23 protein-coding genes, 1 other RNA gene and 1 pseudogene are annotated in these 25,647 nt (G+C 70.4%); 12 read left to right on the top strand and 13 right to left on the bottom strand.

Features of this window, described 5'->3' with window-relative positions; genetic code table 11:
* Positions 1-98 precede the first annotated feature (98 nt).
* The 7 genes from FFI97_RS27150 to hmpA all read right to left on the bottom strand — a co-directional run bounded on the left by FFI97_RS27150 (position 99) and on the right by hmpA (position 6,827).
* On the bottom strand, positions 99-644 hold the full coding sequence (locus tag FFI97_RS27150) for a hypothetical protein (protein ID WP_070060168.1): 546 nt from the start codon (positions 642-644) through the stop codon (positions 99-101).
* Complete coding sequence (locus FFI97_RS27145) at positions 641-1,084, bottom strand: hypothetical protein (RefSeq protein ID WP_070060167.1); 444 nt, start codon at positions 1,082-1,084, stop codon at positions 641-643. The genes FFI97_RS27150 and FFI97_RS27145 overlap by 4 nt, the downstream gene beginning before the upstream one ends.
* Before the next feature lie 145 nt (positions 1,085-1,229).
* Positions 1,230-2,237, bottom strand: a complete 1,008-nt coding sequence (locus FFI97_RS27140; RefSeq protein WP_139701421.1) for a ProQ/FinO family protein — start codon at positions 2,235-2,237, stop codon at positions 1,230-1,232.
* Between the two features lie 110 nt (positions 2,238-2,347).
* A complete protein-coding gene (locus FFI97_RS27135; RefSeq protein ID WP_139701420.1) occupies positions 2,348-2,905 on the bottom strand; it encodes a VUT family protein in 558 nt (185 codons plus the stop codon).
* Between the two features lie 2 nt (positions 2,906-2,907).
* Positions 2,908-4,533 carry an NAD(P)/FAD-dependent oxidoreductase gene (locus FFI97_RS27130; RefSeq protein ID WP_139701419.1) on the bottom strand — a complete coding sequence of 542 codons (1,626 nt, stop codon included), beginning with the start codon at positions 4,531-4,533 and terminating at the stop codon, positions 2,908-2,910.
* A gap of 73 nt (positions 4,534-4,606) precedes the next feature.
* A complete protein-coding gene (gene cysK / locus FFI97_RS27125; RefSeq protein WP_062478599.1) occupies positions 4,607-5,527 on the bottom strand; it encodes a cysteine synthase A in 921 nt (306 codons plus the stop codon).
* Positions 5,528-5,642: 115 nt separating this feature from the next.
* A complete protein-coding gene (hmpA, locus tag FFI97_RS27120; RefSeq protein WP_139701418.1) occupies positions 5,643-6,827 on the bottom strand; it encodes an NO-inducible flavohemoprotein in 1,185 nt (394 codons plus the stop codon).
* Between the two features lie 135 nt (positions 6,828-6,962).
* Between hmpA and norR the strand changes: the two genes are divergently transcribed.
* The 7 genes and pseudogenes from norR to FFI97_RS27085 all read left to right on the top strand — a co-directional run bounded on the left by norR (position 6,963) and on the right by FFI97_RS27085 (position 14,346).
* A complete protein-coding gene (gene norR, locus FFI97_RS27115) occupies positions 6,963-8,549 on the top strand; it encodes a nitric oxide reductase transcriptional regulator NorR (RefSeq protein ID WP_139701417.1) in 1,587 nt (528 codons plus the stop codon).
* A gap of 59 nt (positions 8,550-8,608) precedes the next feature.
* Positions 8,609-8,977: RNase P RNA component class A (gene rnpB, locus FFI97_RS27110), an RNA gene on the top strand.
* A 158-nt stretch (positions 8,978-9,135) separates the two neighbouring features.
* Complete coding sequence (locus tag FFI97_RS27105) at positions 9,136-9,594, top strand: MarR family winged helix-turn-helix transcriptional regulator (RefSeq protein WP_139701559.1); 459 nt, start codon at positions 9,136-9,138, stop codon at positions 9,592-9,594.
* Positions 9,595-11,706, top strand: coding sequence for an FUSC family protein (locus FFI97_RS27100; protein ID WP_260685200.1), 2,112 nt, complete (start codon positions 9,595-9,597; stop codon positions 11,704-11,706).
* On the top strand, positions 11,703-11,909 hold the full coding sequence (locus FFI97_RS27095) for a DUF1656 domain-containing protein (RefSeq protein WP_062483051.1): 207 nt from the start codon (positions 11,703-11,705) through the stop codon (positions 11,907-11,909). The genes FFI97_RS27100 and FFI97_RS27095 overlap by 4 nt, the downstream gene beginning before the upstream one ends.
* Positions 11,910-11,946: 37 nt before the next feature.
* Positions 11,947-12,870, top strand: a complete 924-nt coding sequence (locus tag FFI97_RS27090; protein ID WP_095743575.1) for an HlyD family secretion protein — start codon at positions 11,947-11,949, stop codon at positions 12,868-12,870.
* A pseudogene (locus tag FFI97_RS27085) lies at positions 12,867-14,346 on the top strand (efflux transporter outer membrane subunit). The gene FFI97_RS27090 and the pseudogene FFI97_RS27085 overlap by 4 nt, the downstream one beginning before the upstream one ends.
* Before the next feature lie 30 nt (positions 14,347-14,376).
* On the opposite strand, the gene FFI97_RS27080 reads toward FFI97_RS27085, so the two are convergent.
* The 3 genes from FFI97_RS27080 to FFI97_RS27070 all read right to left on the bottom strand — a co-directional run bounded on the left by FFI97_RS27080 (position 14,377) and on the right by FFI97_RS27070 (position 17,439).
* The gene (locus FFI97_RS27080; protein ID WP_139701416.1) at positions 14,377-14,946 is read right to left on the bottom strand and encodes a hypothetical protein; all 570 of its coding nucleotides are present in this window, start codon (positions 14,944-14,946) and stop codon (positions 14,377-14,379) included.
* Between the two features lie 85 nt (positions 14,947-15,031).
* A complete protein-coding gene (locus FFI97_RS27075) occupies positions 15,032-15,760 on the bottom strand; it encodes an RNA pseudouridine synthase (RefSeq protein WP_139701415.1) in 729 nt (242 codons plus the stop codon).
* Complete coding sequence (locus FFI97_RS27070) at positions 15,757-17,439, bottom strand: MBL fold metallo-hydrolase (RefSeq protein WP_139701414.1); 1,683 nt, start codon at positions 17,437-17,439, stop codon at positions 15,757-15,759. The genes FFI97_RS27075 and FFI97_RS27070 overlap by 4 nt, the downstream gene beginning before the upstream one ends.
* A 110-nt stretch (positions 17,440-17,549) precedes the next feature.
* On the opposite strand from FFI97_RS27070, the gene FFI97_RS27065 reads away from it, so the two are divergent.
* A complete protein-coding gene (locus tag FFI97_RS27065; RefSeq protein WP_139701413.1) occupies positions 17,550-18,554 on the top strand; it encodes a Bug family tripartite tricarboxylate transporter substrate binding protein in 1,005 nt (334 codons plus the stop codon).
* Here FFI97_RS27065 and FFI97_RS27060 read toward each other — a convergent pair whose 3' ends face one another.
* The 3 genes from FFI97_RS27060 to FFI97_RS27050 form a co-directional block, all read right to left on the bottom strand.
* Positions 18,555-19,391 carry a TorF family putative porin gene (locus FFI97_RS27060; RefSeq protein ID WP_139701412.1) on the bottom strand — a complete coding sequence of 279 codons (837 nt, stop codon included), beginning with the start codon at positions 19,389-19,391 and terminating at the stop codon, positions 18,555-18,557.
* 50 nt (positions 19,392-19,441) lie between these two features.
* Entirely contained in the window at positions 19,442-20,389 is a 948-nt protein-coding gene (locus tag FFI97_RS27055; RefSeq protein WP_139701411.1) for a DMT family transporter, read from the bottom strand.
* An 80-nt stretch (positions 20,390-20,469) separates the two neighbouring features.
* Positions 20,470-21,237 carry a GntR family transcriptional regulator gene (locus FFI97_RS27050; protein ID WP_139701410.1) on the bottom strand — a complete coding sequence of 256 codons (768 nt, stop codon included), beginning with the start codon at positions 21,235-21,237 and terminating at the stop codon, positions 20,470-20,472.
* Between the two features lie 167 nt (positions 21,238-21,404).
* Between FFI97_RS27050 and FFI97_RS27045 the strand changes: the two genes are divergently transcribed.
* From FFI97_RS27045 to FFI97_RS27030, 4 genes are read left to right on the top strand one after another with little or no spacing between them, the layout of a single operon-like run.
* Complete coding sequence (locus FFI97_RS27045) at positions 21,405-21,623, top strand: DUF3311 domain-containing protein (protein ID WP_095948148.1); 219 nt, start codon at positions 21,405-21,407, stop codon at positions 21,621-21,623.
* A complete protein-coding gene (locus FFI97_RS27040) occupies positions 21,620-23,095 on the top strand; it encodes a sodium:solute symporter (protein WP_139701409.1) in 1,476 nt (491 codons plus the stop codon). The genes FFI97_RS27045 and FFI97_RS27040 overlap by 4 nt, the downstream gene beginning before the upstream one ends.
* 38 nt (positions 23,096-23,133) lie before the next feature.
* Positions 23,134-24,336 (top strand): amidohydrolase family protein, encoded by a 1,203-nt coding sequence (locus FFI97_RS27035; protein WP_139701408.1) that lies wholly within the window; start codon positions 23,134-23,136, stop codon positions 24,334-24,336.
* Complete coding sequence (locus FFI97_RS27030; protein ID WP_144004534.1) at positions 24,333-25,646, top strand: cyanate transporter; 1,314 nt, start codon at positions 24,333-24,335, stop codon at positions 25,644-25,646. Before FFI97_RS27035 ends, FFI97_RS27030 begins: the two co-directional genes overlap by 4 nt.
* The last annotated feature ends 1 nt before the right edge of the window (position 25,647 follow it).

The following is a 25,647-nucleotide window of genomic DNA, read 5'->3' as shown; positions in this document are numbered from 1 at the left end:
ACGGACAGGCCGCGCAGCGGCACAAAGAAAAAGGGGCTGGTGATTCACCAGCCCCTTTTTCATTCACCGAAGAACGGTGTGTCGTTCAGTCAGAGGCCTCAGAGATTGAGCGCCGAGACGGCTTCCAGGCCCTGCTTGATGTTGTTGCGCGCGGCACCTTCCACCGACATGCGCAGGCGGGTCGTGCCAACGAGCGAGTCGAACGCGCCGCCCGTGTAGGTCGACTTGATGACCTGGCGCATCGCCACTGACTTGTCGGAGGTCTTGATGAGCGACCAGCCCGCTTCCATGTCGACCGTGAACGCGGCGCCGAACGTGGGCTTGGTCAGCTTGACGATCGAGACCGACAGCTCGTAGTCGCCGCTCTTGCCCTTGACGACTTCCTTGAACAGGGCCGATTGCGTGACCGACTTCTCGATGGCGGCACCCAGGTCTTCGTTGGTGATGTCCGAGCTCCACAGCGGGTTCGTTTCATTGCCGCCGCCGGTCTTCACCGACACCGAGTAGGGCAGCTTCTTGCTCGAAGCGATGCTGGTGGGCGTCATGGCCTCGCGGTTGGCCGACGAGGCGCAGCCCGCGAGCACGACGACGACGGAGAGAACGGCCAGGGCGCCTGCGCGGCGAAGGGTGGTGGTGTTGATCATTTGGTTTTGTCCGATTCTTTGAAGATGTTGCCGACCACTTCGTCGACCATTTCGGGCGGCGAGAGGCGTGTGAGGGAGGTGTGGAGCGAATTGCCGGTGGCCAACGGGTAGTCGGACTTCGGTTCGCGGATCGTGACGGTGAGCTCGACGAGGTACATGGTGATGTCCCACATCCACTTGTCGACGTAGGTGACGACAGCGTCGACTGGCTCGGGGGGCTTGGCTTCTTCCGTGACCTCGAAACCGCGTTTGCGCAGATTGCCGGCAATCAGCTTCTGGAGCGTGCCGTCTTCACCCTCGAGCTTCCTGACCTGCACCACGCGCAGCTTGTCGAGATTTGCCGAGGGATCGACGGTCGCTGTTGCGCGGTTGACCGCGCAGCCGCTCGCGAACACGGAAACAGCCACGGCTGCGAGAAGCAGCCTGATGACTCTTTTCAAATGAACTTCTCCTCCGCCCGGAATGGGCCGAAGGAATGTAGCTGGAAATGTGTAAAAACGTTTCCTGAGCACCGATCCCTGGCGAAAAATTCGCCGCGCCGCAGTCAGACTGCACAGTTGCAGCCTTCTGGGCGCTTCAGGCCGTTCAATTGCCGGTGGCGGCAGGCTCGTCGGACGCGGGCGTGTCCGGTGCGGAGTCGGCGGGTTGCGGCGCAGCTTCTGGTACTGCTTCCGGTGCCGCTGCGGCCGAAGCGGCGGCGGCCTCTGCTGCAGCCTCGGCCCGCTTCTTGTCGTCCCGCACGCGCTGCAGCGTGCGCGTCACGTCGCCGGGCTTCATGCCGTACATGTCGGCGAATTCCTGTTCGCTGCGACCGCTGGCTTCGAAGGCGCGCAGCAGGGCTTCGCGCTTGGCGGCCTGCTGGGCGAGTTCGGCCAGGGCTTCGTCGACGATGGCGTTGTTGTTGGCATCGCGCGAGCGCACCAGCACGGCATAGGCCTCGTGGTCGAGGCCCGAGGCTTCGATGGCCTTGGCGATGCGCGTCACCAGCTGCGGACGCAGGTCTTCGCCGGGGTTGCGGTGCGAGCGGCGGCGGTGCAGCTCGAGGATGGCGTGGTGCACGTGCTCGGGCGCGACCGGGTCGAGCGCGTTGCCGTCCAGGTCATGTCGCGCATGGCCGGCGGCCACGCTCTCGAGGTAGCGCGTGGAGCGCGCATGCTGGCCCATCGCGATCTTCAGGTCTTCGGCCTTGAAGTCTTCGGGATGGCGCGCGATCAGCTCTTCGTACACGCCGAGCTTCAGCGGCACGAAGCGTGCGCCGAACAGCTGTGGGTACAACTCGAACAGGCGCTCGAGCACCGGGTTGACCTTGCGCGGTGCGCGCTGGGCTTCGGGCTGCTGTTGCTGCTGCGGGCCGCGCGGCTTGCGCCCCTGCTGCGGCTGCTGCTGCCCGTGCGGACGCTGCTGCTTCGCCCGCGGCGGGCGTTGTTGCTGCTGCTGTTGCGCGGGGGCGGGCTGCGCCGCCGACGCGTCAGCGCCTGCGTCGGTGCTGCCCGCGCCGGACTTCAGCTGCTGCAGCTGCTCGGCCATGTCCGGGCGCTGGCGCCGTGCGTTGCGCGAGTTCGTGTTCGGGGCGGCGGTGGATGCGTCGGTCATACGGAAGGCTCGGCGATGGGCGCGAGGGATGGAAAGGGAAGAAAAAGAACAACCGGTCCCGCGCGGTCAGCGCGGCCGGAACATCCTGCGGGTATTGTCAGGGCGGATGGTCATGCGCGTGCAGCGCCTCGGTCACCTCGGTCAGGGACCTGCCGCCCGATCAGCAGCCGGAACGGCAACAGCATCAGCACGCCGACGCCGAGCTTCACGCCCAGGTCGCCGAGCGCCCAGGTGAGCCAGGGGCCGTCGGTGCCTGCGAAGGCGATGCCCCAGAAGACGATGCTGTCGAGCACGGCCGCGATCACCGTGGCCACCAGCGGCGCGCGCCACCACAGGCCCCGGCGCAGGCGGTCGAACACGCGGATGTCGAGCAGCTGCGAGGCGATGAAGGCCAGGCCCGAGGCGGCGGCGATGCGCGCCGGCGCGAGCAGCAGCGACACCGCCACGGCCACCGCGAAGCCGACCCACGCCACGCGCCGCGCCATGCCGGGGCCGAAGCGCCGGTTGACGAGATCGCTCACGAGGTAGGCCACCGGGTAGGTGAAGGCGCCCCAGGTGAGCCAGTCGTTGATCGCGAACTGCACCAGGAGGTTGGACGCGAGCACCACGGCGGCCATCGCCAGCGTGGCGACGGCCAGCTGGCCGGTGGTGGGACGGTGGAAGTGCATCGTCAAACCGCGCTGCCGAGCACGCTGCGCGCCACGGCCTCGGCCACCTTGATGCCGTCCACGCCGGCCGACAGGATGCCGCCCGCGTAGCTCGCGCCTTCGCCGGCCGGGTAGAGGCCGCGCACGTTGAGGCTCTGGAAGTCGTCGCCGCGCGTGATGCGGATGGGCGACGAGGTGCGCGTTTCCACGCCGGTGAGCACGGCGTCGTGCGTGTCGAAGCCCTTGATCTTGCGGCCGAAGGCGGGGAAGGCTTCGCGCATCGCCTCGATGGCGTAGGCGGGCAGGGCTTGGTGCAGGTCGGTCGGCGTGACGCCGGGCTTGTACGACGGCGTCACGCTGCCCAGCGCGGTCGACGGCTTGCCGGCGATGAAGTCGCCCACCAGCTGGCCGGGCGCGTGGTAGTTGCTGCCGCCGAGCACGTAGGCGTTGCTTTCGAGCTGGCGCTGCAGCGCGATGCCAGCCAGCGCATCGCCGGGGAAGTCCTTCGGGTCGATGCCCACCACGATGCCCGCGTTGGCGTTGCGCTCGTTGCGCGAGTACTGGCTCATGCCGTTGGTGACCACGCGGCCCGGCTCGCTGGTGGCCGCGACCACGGTGCCGCCGGGGCACATGCAGAAGCTGTAGACCGAGCGGCCGTTGCTGGCGTGGTGCACCAGCTTGTAGTCGGCCGCGCCCAGCAGTGGGTGGCCTGCGTGGCGGCCCCAGCGGGCGCGGTCGATCAGGCCCTGCGGGTGTTCGACACGGAAGCCGATGGAGAAGGGCTTGGCCTCGATGTGCACGCCGCGGGCGTGCAGCATCTCGAAGGTGTCGCGCGAGCTGTGGCCCAGCGCCATCACGACGTGGTCGGCGCGCAGTTCGCTGCTCTGGCCCGTCGTCTGGTCGAGCACGGTGAGGCCGCGCAGGTGACCCTCTTCGATGTGCACGTCGGTCACGCGCTGCTCGAAGCGGATCTCGCCGCCGAGCGCCACGATCTGCTCGCGGATGTTCTCCACCACCTTCACCAGCTTGAAGGTGCCGATGTGCGGGTGCGCGACGTACAAAATTTCGGGCGGCGCGCCGGCCTTCACGAACTCTTCCATCACCTTGCGGCCGAGGAAGCGCGGGTCCTTGATCTGGCTGTAGAGCTTGCCGTCCGAGAAGGTGCCGGCGCCGCCTTCGCCGAACTGCACGTTCGACTCGGGGTTGAGCACGCTCTTGCGCCACAGGCCCCAGGTGTCGCGGGTGCGTTGGCGCACGGTCTTGCCGCGTTCGAGCACGATGGGCTTGAAGCCCATCTTCGCGAGCATCAGCGCCGCGAAGATGCCGCAGGGGCCGAAGCCGATCACCACGGGGCGCGTCGCATCGTCGGGCGCCTGGCCCGGCGGCGTGTAGCGCATGTCGGGCGCGGGCTGGATGTGCGGGTGGCTGGCGTGCTTGGCCAGCAGCGCGGTTTCGAGCGCCGCGTCGGCCAGCTGCACGTCGCAGATGTAGACCGTGAGCAGGTCGACCTTGCGGGCGTCGAAGCTGCGCTTGTAGACGGTGTGGGAGGCGATCGCTTCGATCGGAACGTCGAGCGTTCGGGCGATCAGGGTGGCCAGCGCCTCTGGGGCGTGGTCGAGCGGGAGTTTGAGTTCGGAGATTCGCAGCATGTCGTGGGGCTTGTGGTTATCAAGCAGACCGACGATTTTAAGCGCCCGAGGCGCTATGAAACTTGTAGCTGGATCAGGCGGGCAGGAAGCCTTCGACGGAGAGGTAGCGCTCGCCCGTGTCGTAGTTGAAGCCCAGCACCACCGCATCGGGCGCCAGCGAGGGCAGCTTCTGCGCGATGGCCGCGAGCGTCGCGCCCGACGAGATGCCGACCAGGATGCCTTCCTCGACCGCGCAGCGGCGCGCCATTTCGCGCGCCGGTTCGGCGTCGACCTGCAGCACGCCGTCGAGCAGCGAGGTGTCCAGGTTCTTCGGAATGAAGCCCGCGCCGATGCCCTGGATGGGGTGGGGCGCCGGTGCGCCGCCCGAGATCACGGGCGAGGCCACCGGCTCCACCGCGAACACCTGCAGCTTGGGCCACTTCTTCTTGAGCACCTTCGCCACGCCGGTGATGTGGCCACCCGTGCCCACGCCGGTGATGAGCACATCGATGCCCTCGGGAAAGTCGGCCGCGATCTCTTCGGCCGTGGTGCGCACGTGCACGTCGACGTTGGCTGGGTTGTTGAACTGCTGCGGCATCCACGCGCCCGGCGTGCCGGCCACGATTTCCTCGGCGCGGGCGATGGAGCCCTTCATGCCGTTGGCGCGCGGCGTGAGGTCGAAGGTGGCGCCGTAGGCCAGCATGAGGCGGCGGCGCTCCACCGACATGCTGTCGGGCATCACCAGGATCAGCTTGTAGCCCTTGACGGCCGCGACCATCGCCAGGCCGATGCCGGTGTTGCCCGAGGTCGGCTCGACGATGGTGCCGCCGGGTTTCAGTGCGCCGCTCTTCTCGGCGTCTTCCACCATCGACAGCGCGATGCGGTCCTTGATCGAGCCGCCGGGGTTGGCGCGCTCCGACTTGATCCAGACCTGCTGCTTCGCATGGCCGAACAGGCGGTTGATGCGGATGTGCGGCGTGTTGCCGATGGTCTGGAGGATGTTCTGGGCCTTCATGGAATCTCCTTGGGTGCGAGGGTCGGATGGTCAGCGCGCATTGTGGCGCCCCCTGGGCCGGGTTGCACCCGGCCCGCGACCGTTTCAGCACGAGGGGATGGCGGGCCGTTGCGGTTCAGGCCTCCAGGGCTTCCAGCGGCCCGAAGAACTCGTAGCGAAGCTGCTGCTTCGGCACGCCGAGCGCCAGCCCGTTCGCATACACCGCCTGCATGAAGGGCTTCGGTCCGAGAAAGTACAGGTCGACGTCGCGGTCTTCCGGCAGCAGCCCGGCCAGCAGCTCGCGGGTGACGAAGCCGGTCGCGTGCGGCGTGTCGCTCTCGCGCGGCGCGTCGTAGACATACAGCGGCTTCACGTTCGCATGCCGCTGCGCGAGTGCGTCGACGCGGGCGCGGAACGCATGCGCGCCGCCGTGCCGCGCCGCATGGACGAAGTGCACCGGCCGGCCCGTGTGCGCCACCGATTCGAGCATGCTCATCGCGGGCGTGATGCCCACGCCGCCCGTCACCAGCACGAGGGGGCGCACCTGCTCGCCCGCGGGCTGCAGCACGAAGTCGCCGCACGGTGCCTGCACCTGCAGCCGCGTGCCGACCGCGGCGGCCTCGTGCAGCCAGTTCGAGGCGCGGCCGCCTTCTTCCTTCTTCACGCTGATGCGGTACCACGGCTTGCCCGGCGCGTCGGACAGCGAGTAGTTGCGCCGCACCGGCTGGCCGTCGATCTCCAGCACCAGCGTGAGGTACTGCCCCGGCGAGAAGGCCAGCAGCGCGCCGCCGTCCACGGGCTCCAGGTAGAACGAGGTGATGACCTCGCTTTCGTCTTCGCGCCGGGCCACGCGGAATTCGCGCGTGCCGCGCCATCCGCCGGGCTGCGCCGCGTTGGCGCTGTAGACGGCTTCTTCCGCGGCGATGAGCAGGCCCGCCAGCGATTCGTAGGCCTCGCCCCACGCGGCGATCACCTCGTCGGTCGCGGCATCGCCGAGCACCTCCTTCACGGCGCGCAGCAGGTAGTGGACGACGATCGGATAGTGCTCCGGCAGCACGCCCAGCGCGGCGTGCTTCTGGATGATGCGGGGCAGGGCGCCGGCGATCGCTTCGAGCCGGTCGATGTGCGCGCCGTACGCGATGACCGCCCCCGCCAGCGCGCGCGCCTGCGTGCCGGCGGCCTGGTGCGCCTCGTTGAAGAAGGCCTTCACCTGCGGATGGCCCTCGAACATGATCTTGTAGAAGTGGCTGGTGATGGCCTCGCCGTGGGCCTGGAGCGCGGGCACGGTGGACTTGACGATGGCGATGGTTTGCGGATTCATGGTCTGGCGGTCCTTCGGTTGAGATGCGTTGGTCATCTCACGATCCGTGCCAGCCGGAAGGCCGTTGCAAGTGCTTGACGTCATTGGGGATTTACCGGGCGTGGTCAAATTCGCAACAACTCCAGCGTTGTACTTATGACCACATTGCGTGTCGATTCGACCACCGAGGCCTCACCACCCGAGCCCGAAGCCGAGGCCGCCCGCTACCGATCGCTGCTCGCCGCCGCGCGCGGACTGGTCCGCTGCGATGCGGCAGCGCTGCTGCAGCTCGACGTCGACGTGCTGAAGCCCGTCGCGGTCGACGGCCTGAGCGATGAGACCCTCGGGCGCCAGTTTCCCGTGGCCGCCCATCCGCGTTTCGCGCGCCTGCTCGACAGCGAACGGGGCCTGCGTTTCGCCCACGACAGCAACCTGCCCGACCCGTACGACGGCCTCGTCGCCGGCCAGCCGGGCATCCTGCCGGTGCACGACTGCATGGGCGCACCGCTGCGCCTGCGCGGCACCCTCTGGGGCCTGCTCACGCTGGACGCGCTGGAGCCGCACGCCTTCGATGCCGTGGGCCCGGCGCAGATGGAGGCACTGATCGCCCTCGTCGAAACCGGCATCGAGGCCGCCCACACGATCCGCGAGATGCAGGCGCGCGCGATGCGCGAGCAGGCCGTCGCGCAGGCGTTGCGCGCAGGGCGTGGCGCGCCGCGCGAGCTGCTGGGCAGCAGCCCGGCGATGAAGCAGCTGTGCCACGAGATCGACACCGTCGCCGTGTCCGACCTCACGGTGCTGCTGCTTGGCGAAACCGGCGTCGGCAAGGACCTCGTCGCGCAGCGCCTGCACGCGCGCTCGCGCCGCAGCGAGCAGCCGCTCGTGCAGGTCAACTGCGCGGCGCTGCCCGAGTCGCTGGCCGACAGCGAGCTCTTCGGCCACAAGCGCGGCGCGTTCACCGGCGCCGTGCAGGACCGCGACGGCAAGTTCGAGATCGCCGACGGCGGCACGCTCTTTCTCGACGAGGTCGGCGAACTGCCGCTGAGCGTGCAGGCCAAGCTGCTGCGCGTGCTGCAAAGCGGCGAGGTGCAGCGCCCCGGCAGCGACCGCATGCGCAAGGTCGACGTGCGTGTGATCGCGGCCACCAACCGCGACCTGCCCGCGGCGATCGCGCAGGGGCGCTTTCGCGCCGACCTGTACCACCGGCTGTCGGTCTATCCGCTCGTGGTCGCGCCGCTGCGCGAACGCGGGCGCGATGTGCTCGTGCTCGCCGGCAGCTTTCTCGAGGAGAACCAGCACCGGCTGGGCGCGCGCAACCTGCGGCTCTCGCCGGCGTCGAAGGCCGCCATGCTGGCGCACGGCTGGCCGGGCAATGTGCGCGAGCTCGAGCACGTGATCAGCCGCGCCTCGCTGCGGGCATTCCGGGAGCAGCCGCGCGGCTCGCGCTGGACGGCCATCGAGCCGCATCACCTGGCGCTGGACAGCGCTGCCGTCGTGGGAGGCGTCGTGGCAGCGCCCGCACAGGCCCCGGCGAATGAACACGCGGGGCCTGCCATCGCTGGCGGCACGTTGCGCGAGGCGACCGAGGCCTTCCAGCGGGCCTGGCTCTCGGAACTGCTGGCCCGCCACGGCGGCCGCGTGGCCAGCGCCGCGCGCGAGGCCGGCATCGACCGCAGCAACTTCCATCGGACGTTGCGCAAGCTGGGCCTGGTGCAGGCCGGCGACCACGAAACGCCGGGCTGATGACCGGCGCGCGGCATCGCCTGAAGGGTCATTGATGGGGCGGGCGATAATCGAGCGGTGAAGCACGCCAGACCGCCGCTGGTGCAAGCCCGAAAGGGACGATGCTCTGCCCTCGGGCAACAGCATCGGGTCGAAAGATCGCACTGGAGGAACGTCCGGACTGCACAGGACAGCGCAGGAGTTAACGACTCTCCACCGTGAGGTGAGGATCAGAGCAACAGAGACGAGCCGATTCAGTTCGGGTGAAACGGGCAATCTCTGCGCGCAGCAACACCAAGTAGGCCAGTATCGAGGTGGTTCCGCTGAGCTGGCGGGTAGGTGGCATCGAGCCGTTTGGCGACAAACGGCCCAGAGTAATGGCGGTCACGCCGGGGTCTTCGCAAGAGGGCCCCGGTGCACAGAATCCGGCTTATCGGCGAGCTTCACACTTTTCTTTCTTCCCCCTTTTTCCCTGGGCCGCGCGCTGACGTCGTGCGCGGTCGCGTGCAAGACTCGGTAGAAACCCGTACAATTGTTAGCAAGCTAACTAATTGATAACGCCGTGGCCGATACCGAACCCATCTCCCCGTTGCGCGAACACGCGCTGATGCGGCTCGGCACCTCGCTGTCGGTGCTCCAGCGCGGCTACCGCGCGGCGGCCGACAAGGCGGTGGCGCACGTGGGCCTGTCGCAGACGCTGGCCTGGCCGGTCGTGGTGCTCGGGCGCATGGAAGACGGCGTTCGGCAGGGCACGGTGGCCGAGGCGCTGGGCATCGAAGGGCCGTCGCTGGTGCGCTCGCTCGACCAGCTGGTCGAGGCCGGCTTCGTCGAGCGCCGCGAAGACCCGGCCGACCGCCGCGCCAAGACGCTGCACCTCACGCCCGCCGGCCGCGCCGTCTGCGAGCCCATCGAGGCCGCGCTGCGCCAGATGCGCGCCGCGCTGTTCGAAGGCATTCCCGACGAGGACATCGCCGCCACCTTGCGCGTCTTCGGCGCGCTCGAGGCCAAGCTCGGCCGCAGTGCCGCCGGCATGCAGAGCCTGCAGCAGGAAGGGCGCGGCCAGTAAATGGCACTGTCGATGGCCCTGCCGCGCTTCACCCGCGCGGAAGTTCTCTTTTCCGTCAAGAGCTTCGCCGCCGCGATGCTGGCGATGTACCTGGCCAGCCGCGCCGGCCTGCCGCGCCCGTTCTGGGCGCTCATGACCACCTACGTCGTCGCCCATCCGCTGGCCGGCGCCGTGCGTTCCAAGGCGGTGTTCCGCTTCTGCGGCACGCTCATCGGCAGCGTCGCCACCGTGCTGATGGTGCCCGCGCTGTCCAACGCGCCCGAGCTGCTCACGCTGGTGCTCGCGCTGTGGGTCGGGCTGTGCCTGTACGTCTCGCTGCTCGACCGCACGCCGCGCTCGTACGTCTTCATGCTCGCGGGCTACACGGCCGCGCTGATCGGCTTTCCGTCGGTGCAGACGCCGCTCGTGCTGTTCGACACCGCCGTGGCGCGCGTGGAAGAGATCGGCCTGGGCATCTTCTGCGCCACGCTGGTCCACAGCCTCGTGCTGCCCGCGGGGCTCGCGCCCACCGTGCTGGGCCTGCTCGATCGCACGCTGAAAGACGCGCGCCAGTGGATCGGCGACCTGTTCCAGCCCGGCGACCGCAGCACGCCCAAGGACGCCGACCCCAAGCGCCTGGACGACGACCGCCGCCGCCTCGCCGGCGACATCACGCAGCTGCGCCTGCTCTCGACCCACGTGCCCTTCGACACCACGCACCTGCGCTGGACCGCCGGCGCGATCCGCGCCATGCAGGACCGCGTGGCGGCGCTCACGCCCGCGCTGTCGGCCGTCGAAGACCGGCTGCAGGCACTGGCGCAAGCCGAAGGCCGCCTCGCGCCCGACGTCACCGCCGTGCTCGCGCTGGCCGCGCAGTGGCTGCGCGACGAAAGCGATCCGGCCGTCGATGCCTCCGCTCGCCTGCAGGCGCTGCGCCAGGCGATCGCCGCGCTGGGCAGCGCGCAGGACGCGGGGTTGACGCCCTGGGCCCGTGCGCTGCGCATCGGCCTGGCAGGCCGGCTCGAAGAACTGGTCGACGGCTGGACCGCCTGTGCCCGGCTGCGCCGCGACATCGACGAAGGCTTGAAGGGCGGCGCGCCGCTGCGCCGCACGGCCGCGCTCGGCCAGCGCGCGATGCACCGCGACCATGGCATGGCGCTGCTGTCGGCGTTGGCCGCCGTCATCGCCATCTGCGTGTGCGGTGCGTTCTGGATCCTCACGGGCTGGACCATGGGCTCGGCCGCCACCATGATGGCCGCCGTCTTCTGCTGCTTCTTCGCCACCATGGACGACCCCGTGCCCGCGATGCACGGCTTCCTGAAGTGGACGCTGTGGTCCATTCCCATCTCGGCCGTCTACGTGCTCGTGCTCATGCCCACGGTGCAGGACTTCGGCATGCTCGCGCTGGTCTGCGCGCCGCTGTTCCTGGTGCTGGGGCTGTACCTGCCGCGCCCGACGCACTTCATGGCCGCGATGGCGCTGGTCTTCGGCGTGTCGGGCACGCTGGCGATGCACGACACCGCCAGCGCCGACCTCGTGAGCTTCATCAACAGCATGACCGGCCAGATCGTCGGCGTGGTGATGGCCGCGCGCGTCACGCGGCTGGTGCGCTCGGTGGGCGCCGACTGGAGCGCGCGCCGCATCCAGCGCGCCACCTGGCGCGAACTCGGCGACATGGCCGCCTCCACGCAGCCGCAGTACGCGCAGAGCGACGCCTACGCCGTGCGCATGCTCGACCGCATCGGCCTGCTGGCACCGCGCATCGCGCAGGCCGGTGGCACCGTGGAAGGCGTGGCCGCCAACGACGCGCTGCGCGACCTGCGCATGGGCGCCGACATCGCCGTGCTGCAGCGCGTGCGCGCCCAGCTGCCGATGGCCACCTCGGCCGCTCTGCTCGGCGGCATCGCGCGCTTCTTCCGCCAGCGCGGCGAAGGCCGCATGGCACCGCGTCCGGCGGCGCTCCTGCCGCAGATCGACGAGGCGCTGGCGGCCGTGCTCGCCGCGCGCGACACCTCCACCGCGTCGCGTGCCGCCGTCACCGCGCTGGTCGGCCTGCGCCGCAACCTGTTCCCCGACGCACCGCCTTCGCTCGCGGCTGTGTCTTCCTCTTCACCGCAAGGAGCTTCCGCATGATCGGCGAAGCCAGTTTCTACGGGCTCTACGTGCCCTGGCTCATGCTGCTGGCCGGCGCCGCGCTGCTCGCCCTGTGGGGCGTGCGCCGGTTGCTCGCCGCCACCGGGCTGTACCGCTGGGTGTGGCACCCGGCGCTGTTCGACATGGCGCTGTACCTGCTGCTGCTGTACGGCCTGAGCCGCCTCACGGCGCACCTGCAATGACGTCCGCACCGACAACTCAAACAACACAGAGATTCCCATGAAAGCCAATCCCTTCGCAGACAACCCCCGGGCGCAGAGCCTGCTGCGCGTTCTCCTCACCGTGGCCGTGGTGGCCGCCGCCGTCTGGGCGGGCTTTCGCCTGTGGGACCACTACGAGCTCGCACCGTGGACGCGCGACGGCCGCGTGCGCGCCAACGTGGTCCAGATCGCGCCCGACGTGTCGGGCCTCGTCACGGCCGTGCCGATCCGCGACAACCAGCCGGTCGCCGCCGGCACGCTGCTGTTCGAGGTCGACCGCGCGCGCTACGACCTCGCCGTGCGCCAGGCGCAGGCCGCGCTCGCCGCGCAGCGCGCCGTGAGCGCCCAGGCCCAGCGCGAGAACGCACGCAACACGGGGCTCGACGAGCTGGTGTCCAAGGAGTCGCGCGAACAGACCCGCGCCCGCGTCGAGCAGGCCCAGGCCGCCGTCGCGCAGGCCGAGGTGGCGCTCGATTCGGCGCGCCTCAATCTGCAGCGCGCCGAAGTGCGCGCGCCGGCCGACGGCCTCGTCACCAACCTCGACCTGCGCCAGGGCAGCTACGCCGCCGCCGGCCGGCCGGTGCTCGCGCTGGTCGATGCGCAGTCGTTCTACGTCGAGGGCTATTTCGAAGAAACGAAACTGCCGCGCATCCACCTGGGCGACCGCGTGCGCGTGACGCCGATGGGCGGCGGCGCGGTGCTCGAAGGCGCGGTCGACAGCGTGGCCGCCGGCATCGCCGACCGCGACCGCTCCACCAGCGCCAACTTGCTGCCCAGCGTGAACCCGACCTTCAACTGGGTGCGGCTGGCGCAGCGCATCCCGGTGCGCGTGAAGCTCGACCCGCTGCCCGAAGGCGCGCGCCTCGTGGCCGGCCAGACGGTCACGGTGCAGGTCCTCGAACACGACGCGGCCCACGCGGCCGCCACGCCGAAGAAGGGATGACCGCCATGACCCGCTTCGCCTTTCGCATGGCTTCGCTCGCGGTCGCGGCCGGGCTCGCGGCCTGCGCGGCGGTCGGCCCCGACTACCGGCGGCCGCCCGAGGCGCTGGCCAGCCAGCCCGCTGCGGCCAAGCCTTTCGCCGAAGCACCGGCGAATGCTGCGCCGCTGCCCGCGCACTGGTGGCGCCTGTACCACGACCCGCTGCTCGACCGGCTCGTCACCCAGGCCCTCGCGCACAACACCGACCTGCGCCAGGCCGTCGCCAACCTCGAGCGCGAACGCGCCATCGAAACCGAAGTGGCCGGCGCCAAGTACCCGACGATCGGCGTGAACGGCGGGCCGTCCTTCGGCCACGTCTCGGGCCTGTCGCTGCTGCAAAAGGGCTACGAGCCGCCGAACACCTTCAACTACAGCGCGGGCGCGTCGCTGTCGTACCAGGTCGACCTGTTCGGCCAGATCCGCCGCGCCATCGAGGCCTCGGCCGCCAGCAGCCAGGCCGCCGAAGCCGCGCTCGACCTCGTGCGCGTGAACGTCGCGGCCGGCACCGCGCGCGCCTACGCCGAAGCCTGCTCGGCCGGCCTGCGGCTGCAGATCGCGCAGAAGTCGGTCGCGCTGCAGCAAGACGCCGTGAATGTCACCGAGCGCCTGCAGCGCGGGCCGCGCCGGCGCCATCGACGCCGGCCGCGCGCGCGCCCAACTCGCGCAGCTCGATGCCGCGCTGCCGCCGCTGAAGGCCCAGCGCCAGGGCGCGCTCTACCGCCTGGCCACGCTCACCGGCGCGCTGCCGCAAGACTTTCCGCGCGAGGTGGCCGACTGCACCGCGCCGCCGCGCGTGGCCGGCGCGCTGCCGGTGGGCGACGGCGCCGCGCTGCTGCGCCGCCGGCCCGACATCCGCCAGGCCGAGCGCAGCCTCGCTGCCTCTACCGCGCGCATCGGCGTGGCCACGGCCGACCTCTATCCGAAGGTCACGCTGGGCCTGTCGGGCTCGTCGGCCGGCCATGCCACCGGCTTCGGCCGCCAGGACACGCTGGCCTGGAGCGTGGGCCCGCTGATCTCGTGGACCGTGCCCAACACCGGCGCCGCGCAGGCCCGCATCGCGCAGGCCGAAGCCGGCACGCGCGCCGCGCTCGCCAAGTTCGACGGCACCGTGCTCACCGCGCTGCGCGAGACCGAGACCGCGCTCGGCACCTACGCCCGCGAGCTCGACCGCCGCGCCGCCCTGCAGGCCTCGCGCGACGAAAGCGCCAAGGTCGCCGCGCAGGCGCGCCAGCTGTACCGCAACGGCCGCACGGCCTACCTCGACGCGCTCGACGCCGAACGCGCACTGGCCGGCGCAGACGCCGCCTTGGCCGCCAGCGAGGCGCAACTGGCCGACGACCAGGTCGTGCTGTTCATGGCGCTCGGCGGCGGCTGGGAGCCGGCCGATGACGCGCTCGCACAAGGCCAACAAGGCAAGCCCGCCACGACCGTCCGCTGAGCGGCACGTGCCGCTCGCCGGCCACAACGCTCAGCGCGTGAACAGCCAGCCGCCCTTGGGCTGGCGCATGAGTTCGTGGCGCTTGATGGCGCGCTCCTCGCCGTCGTCGCCCACGTAGACCACGTCGAAGCGCAGCAGCCGGGGCGACACCAGCTTCCAGTTCTGGATGCGCTGCACCGTCACGCAGGCGGTCTTGTCGTGGTACTGCATCTCGGCCATCGGCCCGCCCTGGAAGCCCGTGCCGTCGAACAACCGGCCGGGCGCCGCGAAGGGGTTGAGCACCGCGCCGTTGCGCGCCGTGATGCAGCCTTCGGTACGCAAGAAGGATTCGATGGTCGGCGACGCGCTCCCCACCACCTTGCCCACCGCGGGGCTCGGGGGCTTGCCGCCGACGGCTTCGCGGATGCGTTCCACCTGCACCGCGGTGATCGGCGCGAGGCCGTCCTTGGAAACCACGGCGGGCGGGGCGGCTGTTGTCGCTGCGGGCGGCGAACCGACCGGCGCGTCGGGGAACAGCAGGGCCGTGAGGTAGCTGCAGCCCGCCAGCAGCGTCAGGGGCAGGGTGCAGGCCAGGGTGCGGATCGGTGTGCCGAACTTCATGGTGCTGGTATCTCCCGTGTGCGGCGCGGGGCCGCTGTCTTCAGGTGGCAGTTTGCGGTGCTGCCTCGTCGTCCTCAAGCCTCTTTCAAAAACGCTCGTTCGGCGCCAGATAGCGCCACTGTCCCGGCTGCAGCCCGGCCAGCGAGACGCGGCCCACGCGCAGGCGCCGCATGCCGACGATGCGCAGGTTCACGCCGTCGCAGATGTGCGCGATCTGCCCGGGCCGCGCGCCCTTCAGCGCAAAGCGCAGGCCGGTCTGCTCGGGCGACTGCCGGCCGATGCTCACGCGCGCGGGCGAGCGCTCCAGCCGCGCCAGCACCTCGGGGCTCACCGGGCCGGCCACGTCGACCATCACTTCGTGTTCGAGGATGCCCGCGTCTTCCTGCAGTTTGCGCTCGATGCGCCATTCCTGCGTGTAGGCCACGAGGCCGCTGGCGCCGGTTTCGAGCGGCGTCATGCAGCGCTGGCCGCGCGCATGCGCCGGCAGGAAGCGCTGGCCCTCGCGCTCGGGCTCGTGGTGGTTGGCGGCCACCAGCAGCTGGTGGGCGTTGTCGGTCGGCATGCCGGCGGGCTTGTACAGCACCATCGTCACCGGCACCACGGGCTCGGGCCGCGCGCCGGCGGCGATCTCGACCTGCTGGTGCGGCTGCACGCGCGACTGCGGCAGCAGGGCGGGCACGCCGTCGACACTCACGGCGCCGTTTTCGATCAGCAGCTCGGCCTCGCGGCGCGACACCTGGGCCAGCGCGGCCACGCGCTTGGCCAGGCGCACGCCTTCGTCGTCGGGCGCAGAGGGGCGGTTCGAGCGGTTCATCGCGCGTCGGCCAGTTGACGGATGCGCGCCACATGCGCCGCCAGCGAACGCGCGGCCACCGGCCACATGCGCTCGGGCACGTCGTCGTAGGCGAGCGGCAGCCACTGCTCGGGCGTGCCGTCGGGCAGCCGCTGCATCGCGGCGGCGATCTTGGCCTCGCGCTTGAGGCGGTGCGCCTTCAGGTGCGCGATGGCCGTGCGCGCAAAGCCGATCACGTAGCCGTGCGCCGGCAGGATGAAATCGATGCCGCCGGCCGCGCAGGCCGCGTCGAGCTTGTCGAGCGAATCGAGGTACGCCGTCATGTCGCCGTCCGGCGGATCGACCACCGTCGTGCTGCCGTTGAGGATGTGGTCGCCCGAGAACAGCAGGCCGTCTTCTTCCAGCACCAGACACAGGTGGTTGGCCGCATGGCCGGGCGTGTGGATGGCGCGCAGCGTGTGCACGAGGGGCGTGCCGTCGGGCGCGGTGCCCGAGAGCACCAGCCGTTCGCCGTCGGCCAGCTCGCGTTCGGCGCTGAAGCGCGCGGTGGAACGTGCCGTGGGTGCGGACGACAGCCCGAGGATCGGCGGCTTGCGCTCGGCGGCGCACAGCGCCTGCAGCGGCGCGGCGCCCGGCGAGTGGTCGGCGTGCGAGTGCGTGCAGACGATCAGGCGGATGTCGCCCTGCGTGGCTTCCATCAGCCGCGCCAGGTGCGTGGCATCGTTCGGGCCCGGGTCGATCACGAGGTAGCCGGTGGCCGCGTCGCCCACGAGATACGTGTTGGTGCCCGGGCCGGTCATGGCGCTGGGGTTCGGCGCGGTGAGTCGCTGCACGTTCTTCAGCAGCGCCACGGGCTGCGTGCTCTGCCAGTCGAGCGCGTGCGCGATCTGGCCGTCGGGGCACACCAGCGCGAGCTCGCCGAAGGGCGACTCGTGTTCCATGTAGCGCGCGTCCTCGCCCTTGAGCAGGCCGGCGCGCGGGCAGCTGGTCCACAGCGGCTTCTCCTGGCCGTCGGCACCGGGCGCGCAGGCGGCGAGCACCGCATCGACCGTCGCATAGGCCGCCATGCGCTGCAGCGTGCGGATGGTCGGGAAGATCATGAAGAAGCTGCCCGCCTCGTGGCGCGCCAGCGCATCGGCCGGGCGCACCCAGCAGGGCTCGAACTGCTCGCTCTCGTCGGCCGTGGGCACCTGGCCCTCGGGCATGCGCGCCACCAGGAAGGGCACGTCGAAGCGCTTGGGCAGGTCGCGGTCGGTGATCCAGTGCGCGAAGGTGAAGACCTCGTCGGCCGACAGCACCAGGCCGCGCGCGGCGCACTGGTCGGCGAAGGCCGTGCCGGCGGTGGCGTTGCGGTCCATCGCGGCGACCTCGCCGGCAGCCACCGCGCGGCCGTCGGCATGGCGGGCCAGCAGGATGCCGAGTTCTTCGAAGGCCTCGCGGATCGCGGCGATGGCCTGCGTGTGCTGCGTGTCGCTTTGCGTGGCACGCCGCGCCGCGATGCGCGCGGCGGCGGCGTCGGCCGCGTCGATGTGGCCCCCCGGAAAGACGTAGGCACCGGGCGCGAAGCTCGCGGTGGCCGAGCGGCGGGTCATGAGGACCTCCAGGCCGGCGTCGGTGTCGCGCAGCAGCAGGACGGTGGCGGCGGCGCGCACGGGCACCGGTTCGCGATGGGTGTGGAGTTGTTGTGTGGGGCGGACCATGGAGCGATTATGGAGAGGCAAGGGGCGCGGTGCATAAGCACATGTGCAAACAGATATCAGCCGCGCGCCACAATCGGCGCCTGCACCGTCCGCCTCGAAGAAAGACCGACATGGCCCATTCTCCCTTCCCGCGTCGCGCCCTGCTGGCCGCTGGCGCCTTGCTCTGCACCGCTGCCGCATCGACCCTGGCGCTGGCCCAGCCCGACTGGCCGCAACAACCCGTCACACTGATCATGGGCTTCCCGGCCGGCTCGGGCGTCGACGTGGTGGCCCGCGCCATCCAGGAGCCGCTGTCGCGCCAGCTCGGCAAGCCCGTGATCATCGACTACAAGTCGGGCGCGGCCGGCAACATCGCCAGCGAGTACGTCGCCCATGCCAAACCCGACGGCTACACGCTTTCGTTCGGCACCGCCGCCACGCACGGCAGCAACGCCGCGCTGTACAAGAAGCTGCCCTTCGACGTGGAGGCCGACTTCGTGCCCGTGGCGCCCGTGCTCGACGTGTCGAACGTGCTCACCATCAACCCCGAGGTGATCAACGTGCGCACGCTCAAGGAGTTCGTCGAGCTGGTGAAGGCCAACCCCGGCAAGTACAACTACGCCTCCACCGGCAACGGCGCGGGCACGCACATGGCTTTTGCCGAGTTCAACTCGCGCCTGGGCCTGAACATGGTCCACGTGCCCTACAAGGGCGGCCCCGAGGCCATCACCTCGGTGGTGCGCGGCGAGACCTGCTGCATCATGAACCAGGTGCAGACCGTGCTGCCGCACTACAAGGCCGGCAAGGTGCGCCTGCTGGGCGTGACCACCGCCACGGCGGTGCCGGCCGTGAAGGAGGTGCCGACCATCGCCTCCAGCGGCCTGCCCGGCACCAAGGGCTTCGACAGCGCCATCTGGTTCGGCATCTTCGCGCCCAAGGGCACCGACGCGCACATCGTCGACAAGCTCAACGCCGCCGTGAAGACCGTGCTCGAGCAGCCCGAGATCCGCGAGCGCTTCGAGAGCCAGGGCAACACCGTGCGCATCGAGTCGCCCGCGCAGTTCAAGAAGACCGTGCACGCCAACCGCGTGAAGTGGGCCGAAGTCGCCAAGGCGGCGAACATCAGCATCGACTGATCACAAGGTCTTGGTCAGCGTGAGGATGAAGCGCGCCTTGTTCGGCGAGTAGGTCGTCTGGCCGACGGTGCCGAAGCCGTAGTCGAAGCCCGGGTTGGCCACGGAAACGTACGAACTCTTCTTGTTCGCGCCCTGCACCGAGCCCGTGAGCGTGAGGCCGCTGCCGAAGTCGTAGGTCGCGCCGACGTTGTAGTCCACGTAGCTCCTGTAGCCCAGGCCGCGGATGTCGCTCGACATGTTCGTGTAGCCCACGGCCGCCTTCAGCGTGACCTTGGGCACGATCTCCTTGCTGTAGGCCAGGTTCAGGTAGCCGGTGTTGCGGCCCGTGCGGCCCGAGCCGGTCTTGGCGCCGGCATAACCGAAGTAGTCCTTCGACACCGTGTGCGAGTACTTCAGCGTGAACGAACCCAGCGTCGCGTCGGTGTAGCCCGCGCTGGCGTACAGCTCCGTCGTGTTGCCTGTCGAATTGCCCGGGTACAGGTAGGTGAGGGCGCCCACGTCCATGTCGAGCGGGCCGGCCTTGAACTTGTAGCCGCCATACAGGTCGCTCTCCAGGCTGTTGCCCTTGAGCCAGTTGACGCTCGAATTCCAGTTGCCGACGTAGAAGCCACTGTCGCCGAAGGCGTAGTCGAAGCCGCCCTGCACGGCGGGCTTGAAGCCGCGGGTCTTGGCGTAGTCGTTCTTGCCCAGCATGTCCTGGTCCTGGTCCTGGCCGCGGAACTTGTAGTTCGTGGTCAGCGCCACGTTGCCCGTGAGCTGCGCATTGGCGAGCATCGGCAGGGCGAACAGGGTGGGAAGAACGAGCACCGGCAAGGCGGTACGAAGGAGGTGTTTCATCGAAAGAATTCGCTAACGGATGGAGGAGCCGGCAGCGTAGAAGCGCGGGTCTAAAAGCCGCGTAAAAAACGAAGGCCCCGGCGCAAAAGTTGTGTGTCGGGCATCGTCATCGCGACCACGCCCACCACCACGCAGGCCAGCCCGATCCACGCCGTGGCCGCCAGCGTTTCGCCCAGGCACACCACGCCGATCGTCACGCCGATGGGCACGCGCAGGTAGGCCTGCGCCGAGGTCGACATCGGCCCCAGCGTCTTGATGAGCCGGAAGTAGATCGTGAAGGCCAGCGCCGTGGAGAGCACCGCCAGCGCCAGCACGGCGAGCATCGACGCGGCCGAGGGGGCGAGCGTCCAGGGCCTGTCGATCGCCAGGCTCGCGGGCACGAGCAGGGCCGCGCCGCTCAGCAGCGAACCGGCCGCGGGCACCATCGGGTCCAGGCCCTTGAACACGCGGCCGAACATCGCGGCGCAGCCGTAGCAGACGGCGGCCACCACCAGCGCCAGCTGCGCCAGCAGCGAATGCCCCAGCCCCTGCAGGGCCTCGAAGCCGACGATCAGGCAAATGCCCGCCAGACCCGCCCCCACGCCGAAGAGGCGCTGCAGCGTGGGCTTGCCCGCCCCGCCCAAGCCCCACCCCAGCAGGAAGATGAAGATCGGCGAGGTCGAGTTGAGGATGGTCGCCAGCCCGGCATCCACGCTGCGTTCGGCCCAGGCGATCAGCGTGAACGGCAGCACGCTGTTCAGGCAAGCCTGCAGCGCGAAGCGCCGCCATGTCGCGCCGTCTTTGGGCAAGCGCACGCCGCGCACGCGCAGCACCGCGAGCAGCAGCAATCCGGCGATCAGGGTGCGTGCCGCGATCAGCGTGACCGGCGGGATCGTCGCCACGCCGATCTTGATGAAGGTGTAGGAGGCGCCCCAGCAGGTCGCGAGCACCGCGAGCAGCGTCCATTCGAAGGCAGGGACGTGGGGTCGGACTGAAGCGGCGAGCGGGGTCGTTGGCATGGTGCGCCGATCTTCGCGAGACCGGCCCCTCGACACTTCGCTCATGGGCGAAATGTGGACGAAATGTGGGCGCGAAAGCCTCAGTGATCGTGCCCGTGGCTTCGCGCCGGGGCACTGCCGTTCAGCAGCGCCGCCAGGTCGACTTCCTGCTCCGCCGCCGCGCCGGCGATCACGCGCTGCTCCAGCTCGTCCAGGTGTTCCAACGCCACGGCCAGCGCGGCGTCGAGCGAGTCGCCCATGAGCGCTTCGATGATCTGTTCGTGCTCGCGCGGCGCGCAGCTCGCGGCCTCGGCCGAGTCGTACAGCGCCTTGTACAGCTCGGTGTTCGAGATCAGCCGCCGGATGTACGAGAGCAGCTCGTCGCTGCCCGCCATCTGCGCCAGCAGCAGGTGGAAGTCGCCGGCCAGGCGGATCGCGTCCTCGCGCCGGCCTTCCTTGAACGCCTTCTGCTCCGCCTGCACGTGCTTGCGCAGCGCGGCCACCTGGTCGCGCGCCAGCCGGCCGAACAGCGTGGCGACCAGCCCGGCCTCCACGATGCGGCGCGCGCGGTAGATGCCGCGCATGTCGTCGATCGACGGGTTGGGCACGAAGGCGCCGCGGTTGTGCTCCAGCACCAGCCGCTTCTCGGAGCCCAGCCGCGCCAGCACCTTGCGCACCGCGCCGCGCGTGCAGCCCAGCGCCTCGGCCAGCGCGCGCTCGCGCAGCGGCGTGCCGGGGCGCAGCTTGCCGCTGAGCAGCGCCTTGGACACGGCGGCGTAGACGCGCTCGTCCACGTTCGCGTCGTCAGCGGACTCGATGGGTTCAGTCGAAGGGGCGGGCGCGGCGGATCGGCGGGTGGCGGCAGGCATGGGCCTGCGGATTATTGCCTGCACCCCGCCACCTCCGGGAAAGCCCCCGGATTGACGCGGCCCGCCCGGCTCCGTACCATTCGCGCCGTTTGGTTAACCAAAATATTTAAAATGGTTAACCAAAAGAAGATCGAATTTCCAACCACCCGAACACACAGAGACATCCCATGAAACTCGCCAAATGGCTGGCCCTGCTGCCGGTCGCCGCCTTCTTCAGCGGGGGATGGCTGTCGTCCGTCGCGCCCACCTTCGTGCTCGGCATGCCCTTCCTGATGGTCTGGAACGTGAGCTGGCTGGTGCTGACCTCGCTCATCATGGTGGTCATCGACCGCGCCGAGGGCGACCTCGACGCGCAAGATGCCCAGGCCGCAGGAGACGCGCGATGAACGCCGCACTCGGCGTGATCGCGCTCTTCGTGGCCGGCGCCCTCGGCCTGGCCGTGCTCGCGCGGCGCGGGCGCACCATGAGCCTGGAGCAATGGGCGCTGGGCGGGCGCGGGCTGGGCACGATCATGGTGTTCCTGCTCATGGCGGGCGAGTCGTTCTCGACCTTCACCTTCCTGGGCGCCAGCGGCTGGTCGTACAGCAAGGGTTCGCCGGCCTTCTACATCCTGGCCTACGGCGGCCTGGCCTATCTCATGGCCTTCTGGATGCTGCCGGCCATCTGGCGCTACGCCACCGCGCACAAGCTGGTGTCGTTCTCCGACTTCTTCGCCCACAAGTACGACAGCCGCCCGCTCGGCGTGCTGGTGTCCGTCGTGGCGCTCATGGGCATGGTGGCGCTGCTCACCATCCAGCTGCGCGGGCTGGGCATCATCGTGTCGGAGGCCTCGTACGGCTCCATCGCGCCGCAGGTGGCGATCTGGATCGGCACGCTCGTGATGGTCAGCTACATCCTGTTCTCGGGCATTCACGGCTCGGCCAGCATCGCCATCGTGAAGGACATCCTGATCCTCGTGCTCGCCGTGTTCCTGGGCGTGTACCTGCCCTGGCACTACTACGGCGGCGTCACGCCGATGTTCAGCGCCATCCACGCGGCCAACCCCAGCTTCTTCGAGTTTCCGAAAGAGGGCCTGAACCTCACCTGGTACAACTCGACCATCCTGCTCACGGCGCTGGGCTACTACCTGTACCCGTTCAACCTGACCTCGGTGTACGCCGCGCGCAGCGCGAGCGCGGTGCGCCGCAACACCATCCTGATGCCGCTGTACCAGGTGGTCATCGCCTTCCTGTTCCTGGTGGGCTTCGCGGCCATCCTGCAGGTGCCGGGGCTCAAGGGCTCCGAGGTCGACCTGGCCCTGTTCGGCCTCGTGAAGCACACCTTCGACCCGTGGTTCGTGGGCGTGATCGGCGGCACGGGCGTGCTCACCGCGCTGGTGCCGGGCTCGATGATTTTGCTCACCGCTTCCACCGTGATCGGCAAGAACGTCTACAAGGAAGGCTTCGCGCCCCACGCCACCGACAAGCAGGTCTCGCGCGTGGCGCGCGGCGTGCTGCCCGTGTTCGCGCTGGTGGCCGTGTACTTCGTGCTGCGCGGCGGCACCACCATCGTGGCCGTGGCCATCTTCGCGTCGAGCCTGCTCACGCAGCTGCTGCCCTCGCTGCTGTTCAGCCTGCTGAAGAAACCCTTCGGCAGCAAGCACGCCGCCTTTGCGGGCATCCTCGCGGGCGGTGCGGTGCTGGCCTTCACGATGACCACCGGCGCGAACCTGGGCACGCTGTTCCCGGCGGCGCCCGTGGTCTTCAAGTCGCTCAACACCGGGCTGGTGGCGCTGGCGGTCAACGCGCTGGTCTTCGTGGCGGTGGCGCTCGTCACGCCGCGCGTGCTGCCGCGCACCGTGGCGGCGCAACCCGCCTGACCGGTCTTCCCTTGCCTCCGACCCACGAACGAAACCGAATGACCCAGCTCCTGATCCGCAACGTGCGCCCCCTGGGTGCTTCTCCTGTCGATGTGCGCGTGCACGACGGCCGCATTGCCGAGATCGGCGCGGCGCTGGCCGCACCGGCCAGTGCCACCGTCGAAGACGGCGAGGGCGCCTTGCTGCTGCCCGGCCTCGTCGAAGGCCACACCCACCTCGACAAGACGATGTGGGGCATGGACTGGTACCGCAACGAGGTCGGCACGAACCTCACCGACAAGATCGAGAACGAGCGCGCCTTCCGCCACGCCAGCGGGCACGATGCCGCCGCCCAGTCGCTCGTGCTGGCCAAGGCCTTTCTCGCGCTCGGCACCACGCGCTTGCGCACGCACGCCGACGTCGACACGCAGGCCGGCCTGCGCCACCTCGAAGGCACGCTGCGCACGCGCGAGACGCTGCGCGAGGTGCAGCAGATCCAGGTCGTCGCGTTTCCGCAGTCGGGCCTGCTCGGGCGCCCCGGCACGGCCGAGCTGCTCGACCAGTCGCTCGCCATGGGCGCCGACGTGCTCGGCGGCCTCGACCCCTGCGCCATCGACGGCGACCCCGTGAAGTCGCTCGACGTGCTGTTCGGCATCGCCCACAAGCACCAGCGCCCCGTCGACATCCACCTGCACGAGCCCGGCGCCATGGGCGCCTTCTCGCTCGAGCTGATCCTGCAGCGCACCGAGGCGCTCGGCATGCAGGGCCAGGTGGCCATCAGCCACGGCTTCTGCCTGGGCGACGTGAGCGAACGCGAGCGCGACGTGCTGCTCGCGCGCATGGCGAAGCTCGGCGTGGTGCTCATCACCAGCGCGCCGGCCTCGCGCAACGTGCCGCCGCTCATGGCGTGCCGCGCCGCCGGCGTCACCGTGCTCGGCGGTAACGACGGCATCCGCGACACCTGGTCGCCCTACGGCAACCCCGACATGCTCGAGCGCGCCATGCTCATCGGCCTGCGCTACAACCTGCGCCGCGACGACGAGCTCGAAGTGGCGCTCGACACCGTCACCCATTCCGGCGCGCGTGGCTGCGGCTTCGCGGCCTACGGGCTCGACGTGGGCTGCCGCGCCGACCTCGTGCTGGTCGACGCGCAAACGCCCGCGCAGGCTGTGGTGGGCCGCCCGGTGCGCAAGCTCGTGGCGTCGGGCGGCCGCGTGGTCGCGCGCCACGGCACGCTCGTGCCCGGCGCCGTGCCCGCGTGAGCCGCACCGCACGCCCTGCAACCGACAACCCGCGCACCGGCGCGGGCCCGGTCTTCTTCGCCTGCGTGGTCGTGCTGGTGGCGCTCAACCTGCGCGCCTTTCTCACGTCGAGCAGCCCCTTGCTCGAACCGATCCGCGCCGCGACCGGCATCGGCTTTCACGCCGTCGCGCTGCTCACCGTGCTGCCGATGTTCGCGATGGGCGCGGTGTCGCTGTCGGGCGCGGCCGTGGGCCAGCGGCTGGGCGCGCGCGGCGGCATCGCGCTCGGGCTCGGCGCCATCGCGCTGGCCTGCGCCGGCCGCTACGTGGCGGGCGGCGCCGCGGCGCTGCTGTGGAGCGCCGCGCTCGCGGGCGCGGGCGTGGGGCTGGTGCAGGCGCTCATGCCCGGCGTGGTCAAGCAGGCCTACCCCGCGCGGCTCGGCCTCATGACCGGGCTCTACTCGGCCGCCATCATGGGCGGCGGCGGGCTCGGCGCCATGGCCAGCCCGTGGCTCGCGCGCGCCGTGGGCGGCGATGCGCAACTCGACTGGCACGCCGGCCTTGCCATGTGGGCAGTGCTCGCGGTGGTGGCGCTGGCGGCGTGGCTGCGCGGTGCGCGGCAGCTGCCGTCCGCGTCGTCATCCGTGCGCGCCGCCGACCCCTCGCTCGACCGCGCCTGGCTGCGCTGCTTCGGCCACCGCCGCGCGTGGCTGCTGGCCCTGTGCTTCGGTCTCATCAACGGCGGCTACACCAGCCTCGTCGCGTGGCTGCCGCATTACTTCCATGCCGAGCGCGGCTGGACGGCGCAGCAGGGCGGCGCCGTGCTCGCGCTAATGACGCTGGCGCAGGTCGTCGGCGCGCTCACCTTGCCGGCGCTCGCGCGGCGCGGCGGCCAGCGCGACCTGCGGCGCTGGCTGGTCGGCGCGCTGCTCGCGCAGCTCGCGGGCTTTGCGGCGCTCGGGCTCGCGCTGCCCGTGCCGGCGGCCGTCATCGCCGTCGTGCTCGGCGCCGGTTTGGGCGGTGCGTTCTCGCTGTGCATGGTGCTCGCGCTCGACCACCGGCCCGACCCCGCGCAGGCCGGTGCGCTCGCGGGCTTCATGCAGGGCGTGGGCTTCATGATCGCGGCGCTCGCGCCCTTCGTCACCGGCTGGGTGCGCGAGCAGACCGGCGGCTTCACCATGGCCTGGGCCTACCTGGCCGCCGTCACCGTGCTGCTGCTGCCCGCCGTGCTGCGCTTCGACCCGCGCCGCTACGCGAGTGCCACGGCCGGCCTGTTCGGTGCGCAGGCCGCGCCCGCGCCGTCCCCCATCGAGCAGGCCCACAAGGCCTGAG

It is taken from the genome of Variovorax sp. KBS0712 (genome assembly GCF_006323185.2).
Taxonomy (GTDB): Bacteria; Pseudomonadota; Gammaproteobacteria; order Burkholderiales; family Burkholderiaceae_C; genus Variovorax; species Variovorax boronicumulans.
This window is presented reverse-complemented; position numbering and strand designations above follow the sequence as displayed.

What these genes read in the sequence shown, in the direction of transcription:
- FFI97_RS27035 (WP_139701408.1), top strand. Translation starts at nt 23,134, where the DNA reads ATGACCCAGCTCCTGATCCGCAACGTGCGCCCCCTGGGTGCTTCTCCT.
- FFI97_RS27150 (WP_070060168.1), bottom strand. Translation starts at nt 644, where the DNA reads ATGATCAACACCACCACCCTTCGCCGCGCAGGCGCCCTGGCCGTTCTC.
- FFI97_RS27095 (WP_062483051.1), top strand. Translation starts at nt 11,703, where the DNA reads ATGATCGGCGAAGCCAGTTTCTACGGGCTCTACGTGCCCTGGCTCATG.
- FFI97_RS27065 (WP_139701413.1), top strand. Translation starts at nt 17,550, where the DNA reads ATGGCCCATTCTCCCTTCCCGCGTCGCGCCCTGCTGGCCGCTGGCGCC.
- FFI97_RS27130 (WP_139701419.1), bottom strand. Translation starts at nt 4,533, where the DNA reads ATGCTGCGAATCTCCGAACTCAAACTCCCGCTCGACCACGCCCCAGAG.
- FFI97_RS27100 (WP_260685200.1), top strand. Translation starts at nt 9,595, where the DNA reads ATGGCACTGTCGATGGCCCTGCCGCGCTTCACCCGCGCGGAAGTTCTC.
- FFI97_RS27075 (WP_139701415.1), bottom strand. Translation starts at nt 15,760, where the DNA reads ATGAACCGCTCGAACCGCCCCTCTGCGCCCGACGACGAAGGCGTGCGC.
- FFI97_RS27140 (WP_139701421.1), bottom strand. Translation starts at nt 2,237, where the DNA reads ATGACCGACGCATCCACCGCCGCCCCGAACACGAACTCGCGCAACGCA.
- FFI97_RS27105 (WP_139701559.1), top strand. Translation starts at nt 9,136, where the DNA reads ATGCGGCTCGGCACCTCGCTGTCGGTGCTCCAGCGCGGCTACCGCGCG.
- FFI97_RS27135 (WP_139701420.1), bottom strand. Translation starts at nt 2,905, where the DNA reads ATGCACTTCCACCGTCCCACCACCGGCCAGCTGGCCGTCGCCACGCTG.
- hmpA (WP_139701418.1), bottom strand. Translation starts at nt 6,827, where the DNA reads ATGAATCCGCAAACCATCGCCATCGTCAAGTCCACCGTGCCCGCGCTC.
- FFI97_RS27055 (WP_139701411.1), bottom strand. Translation starts at nt 20,389, where the DNA reads ATGCCAACGACCCCGCTCGCCGCTTCAGTCCGACCCCACGTCCCTGCC.
- FFI97_RS27045 (WP_095948148.1), top strand. Translation starts at nt 21,405, where the DNA reads ATGAAACTCGCCAAATGGCTGGCCCTGCTGCCGGTCGCCGCCTTCTTC.
- FFI97_RS27090 (WP_095743575.1), top strand. Translation starts at nt 11,947, where the DNA reads ATGAAAGCCAATCCCTTCGCAGACAACCCCCGGGCGCAGAGCCTGCTG.
- norR (WP_139701417.1), top strand. Translation starts at nt 6,963, where the DNA reads ATGACCACATTGCGTGTCGATTCGACCACCGAGGCCTCACCACCCGAG.
- cysK (WP_062478599.1), bottom strand. Translation starts at nt 5,527, where the DNA reads ATGAAGGCCCAGAACATCCTCCAGACCATCGGCAACACGCCGCACATC.
- FFI97_RS27050 (WP_139701410.1), bottom strand. Translation starts at nt 21,237, where the DNA reads ATGCCTGCCGCCACCCGCCGATCCGCCGCGCCCGCCCCTTCGACTGAA.
- FFI97_RS27060 (WP_139701412.1), bottom strand. Translation starts at nt 19,391, where the DNA reads ATGAAACACCTCCTTCGTACCGCCTTGCCGGTGCTCGTTCTTCCCACC.
- FFI97_RS27080 (WP_139701416.1), bottom strand. Translation starts at nt 14,946, where the DNA reads ATGAAGTTCGGCACACCGATCCGCACCCTGGCCTGCACCCTGCCCCTG.
- FFI97_RS27040 (WP_139701409.1), top strand. Translation starts at nt 21,620, where the DNA reads ATGAACGCCGCACTCGGCGTGATCGCGCTCTTCGTGGCCGGCGCCCTC.
- FFI97_RS27070 (WP_139701414.1), bottom strand. Translation starts at nt 17,439, where the DNA reads ATGGTCCGCCCCACACAACAACTCCACACCCATCGCGAACCGGTGCCC.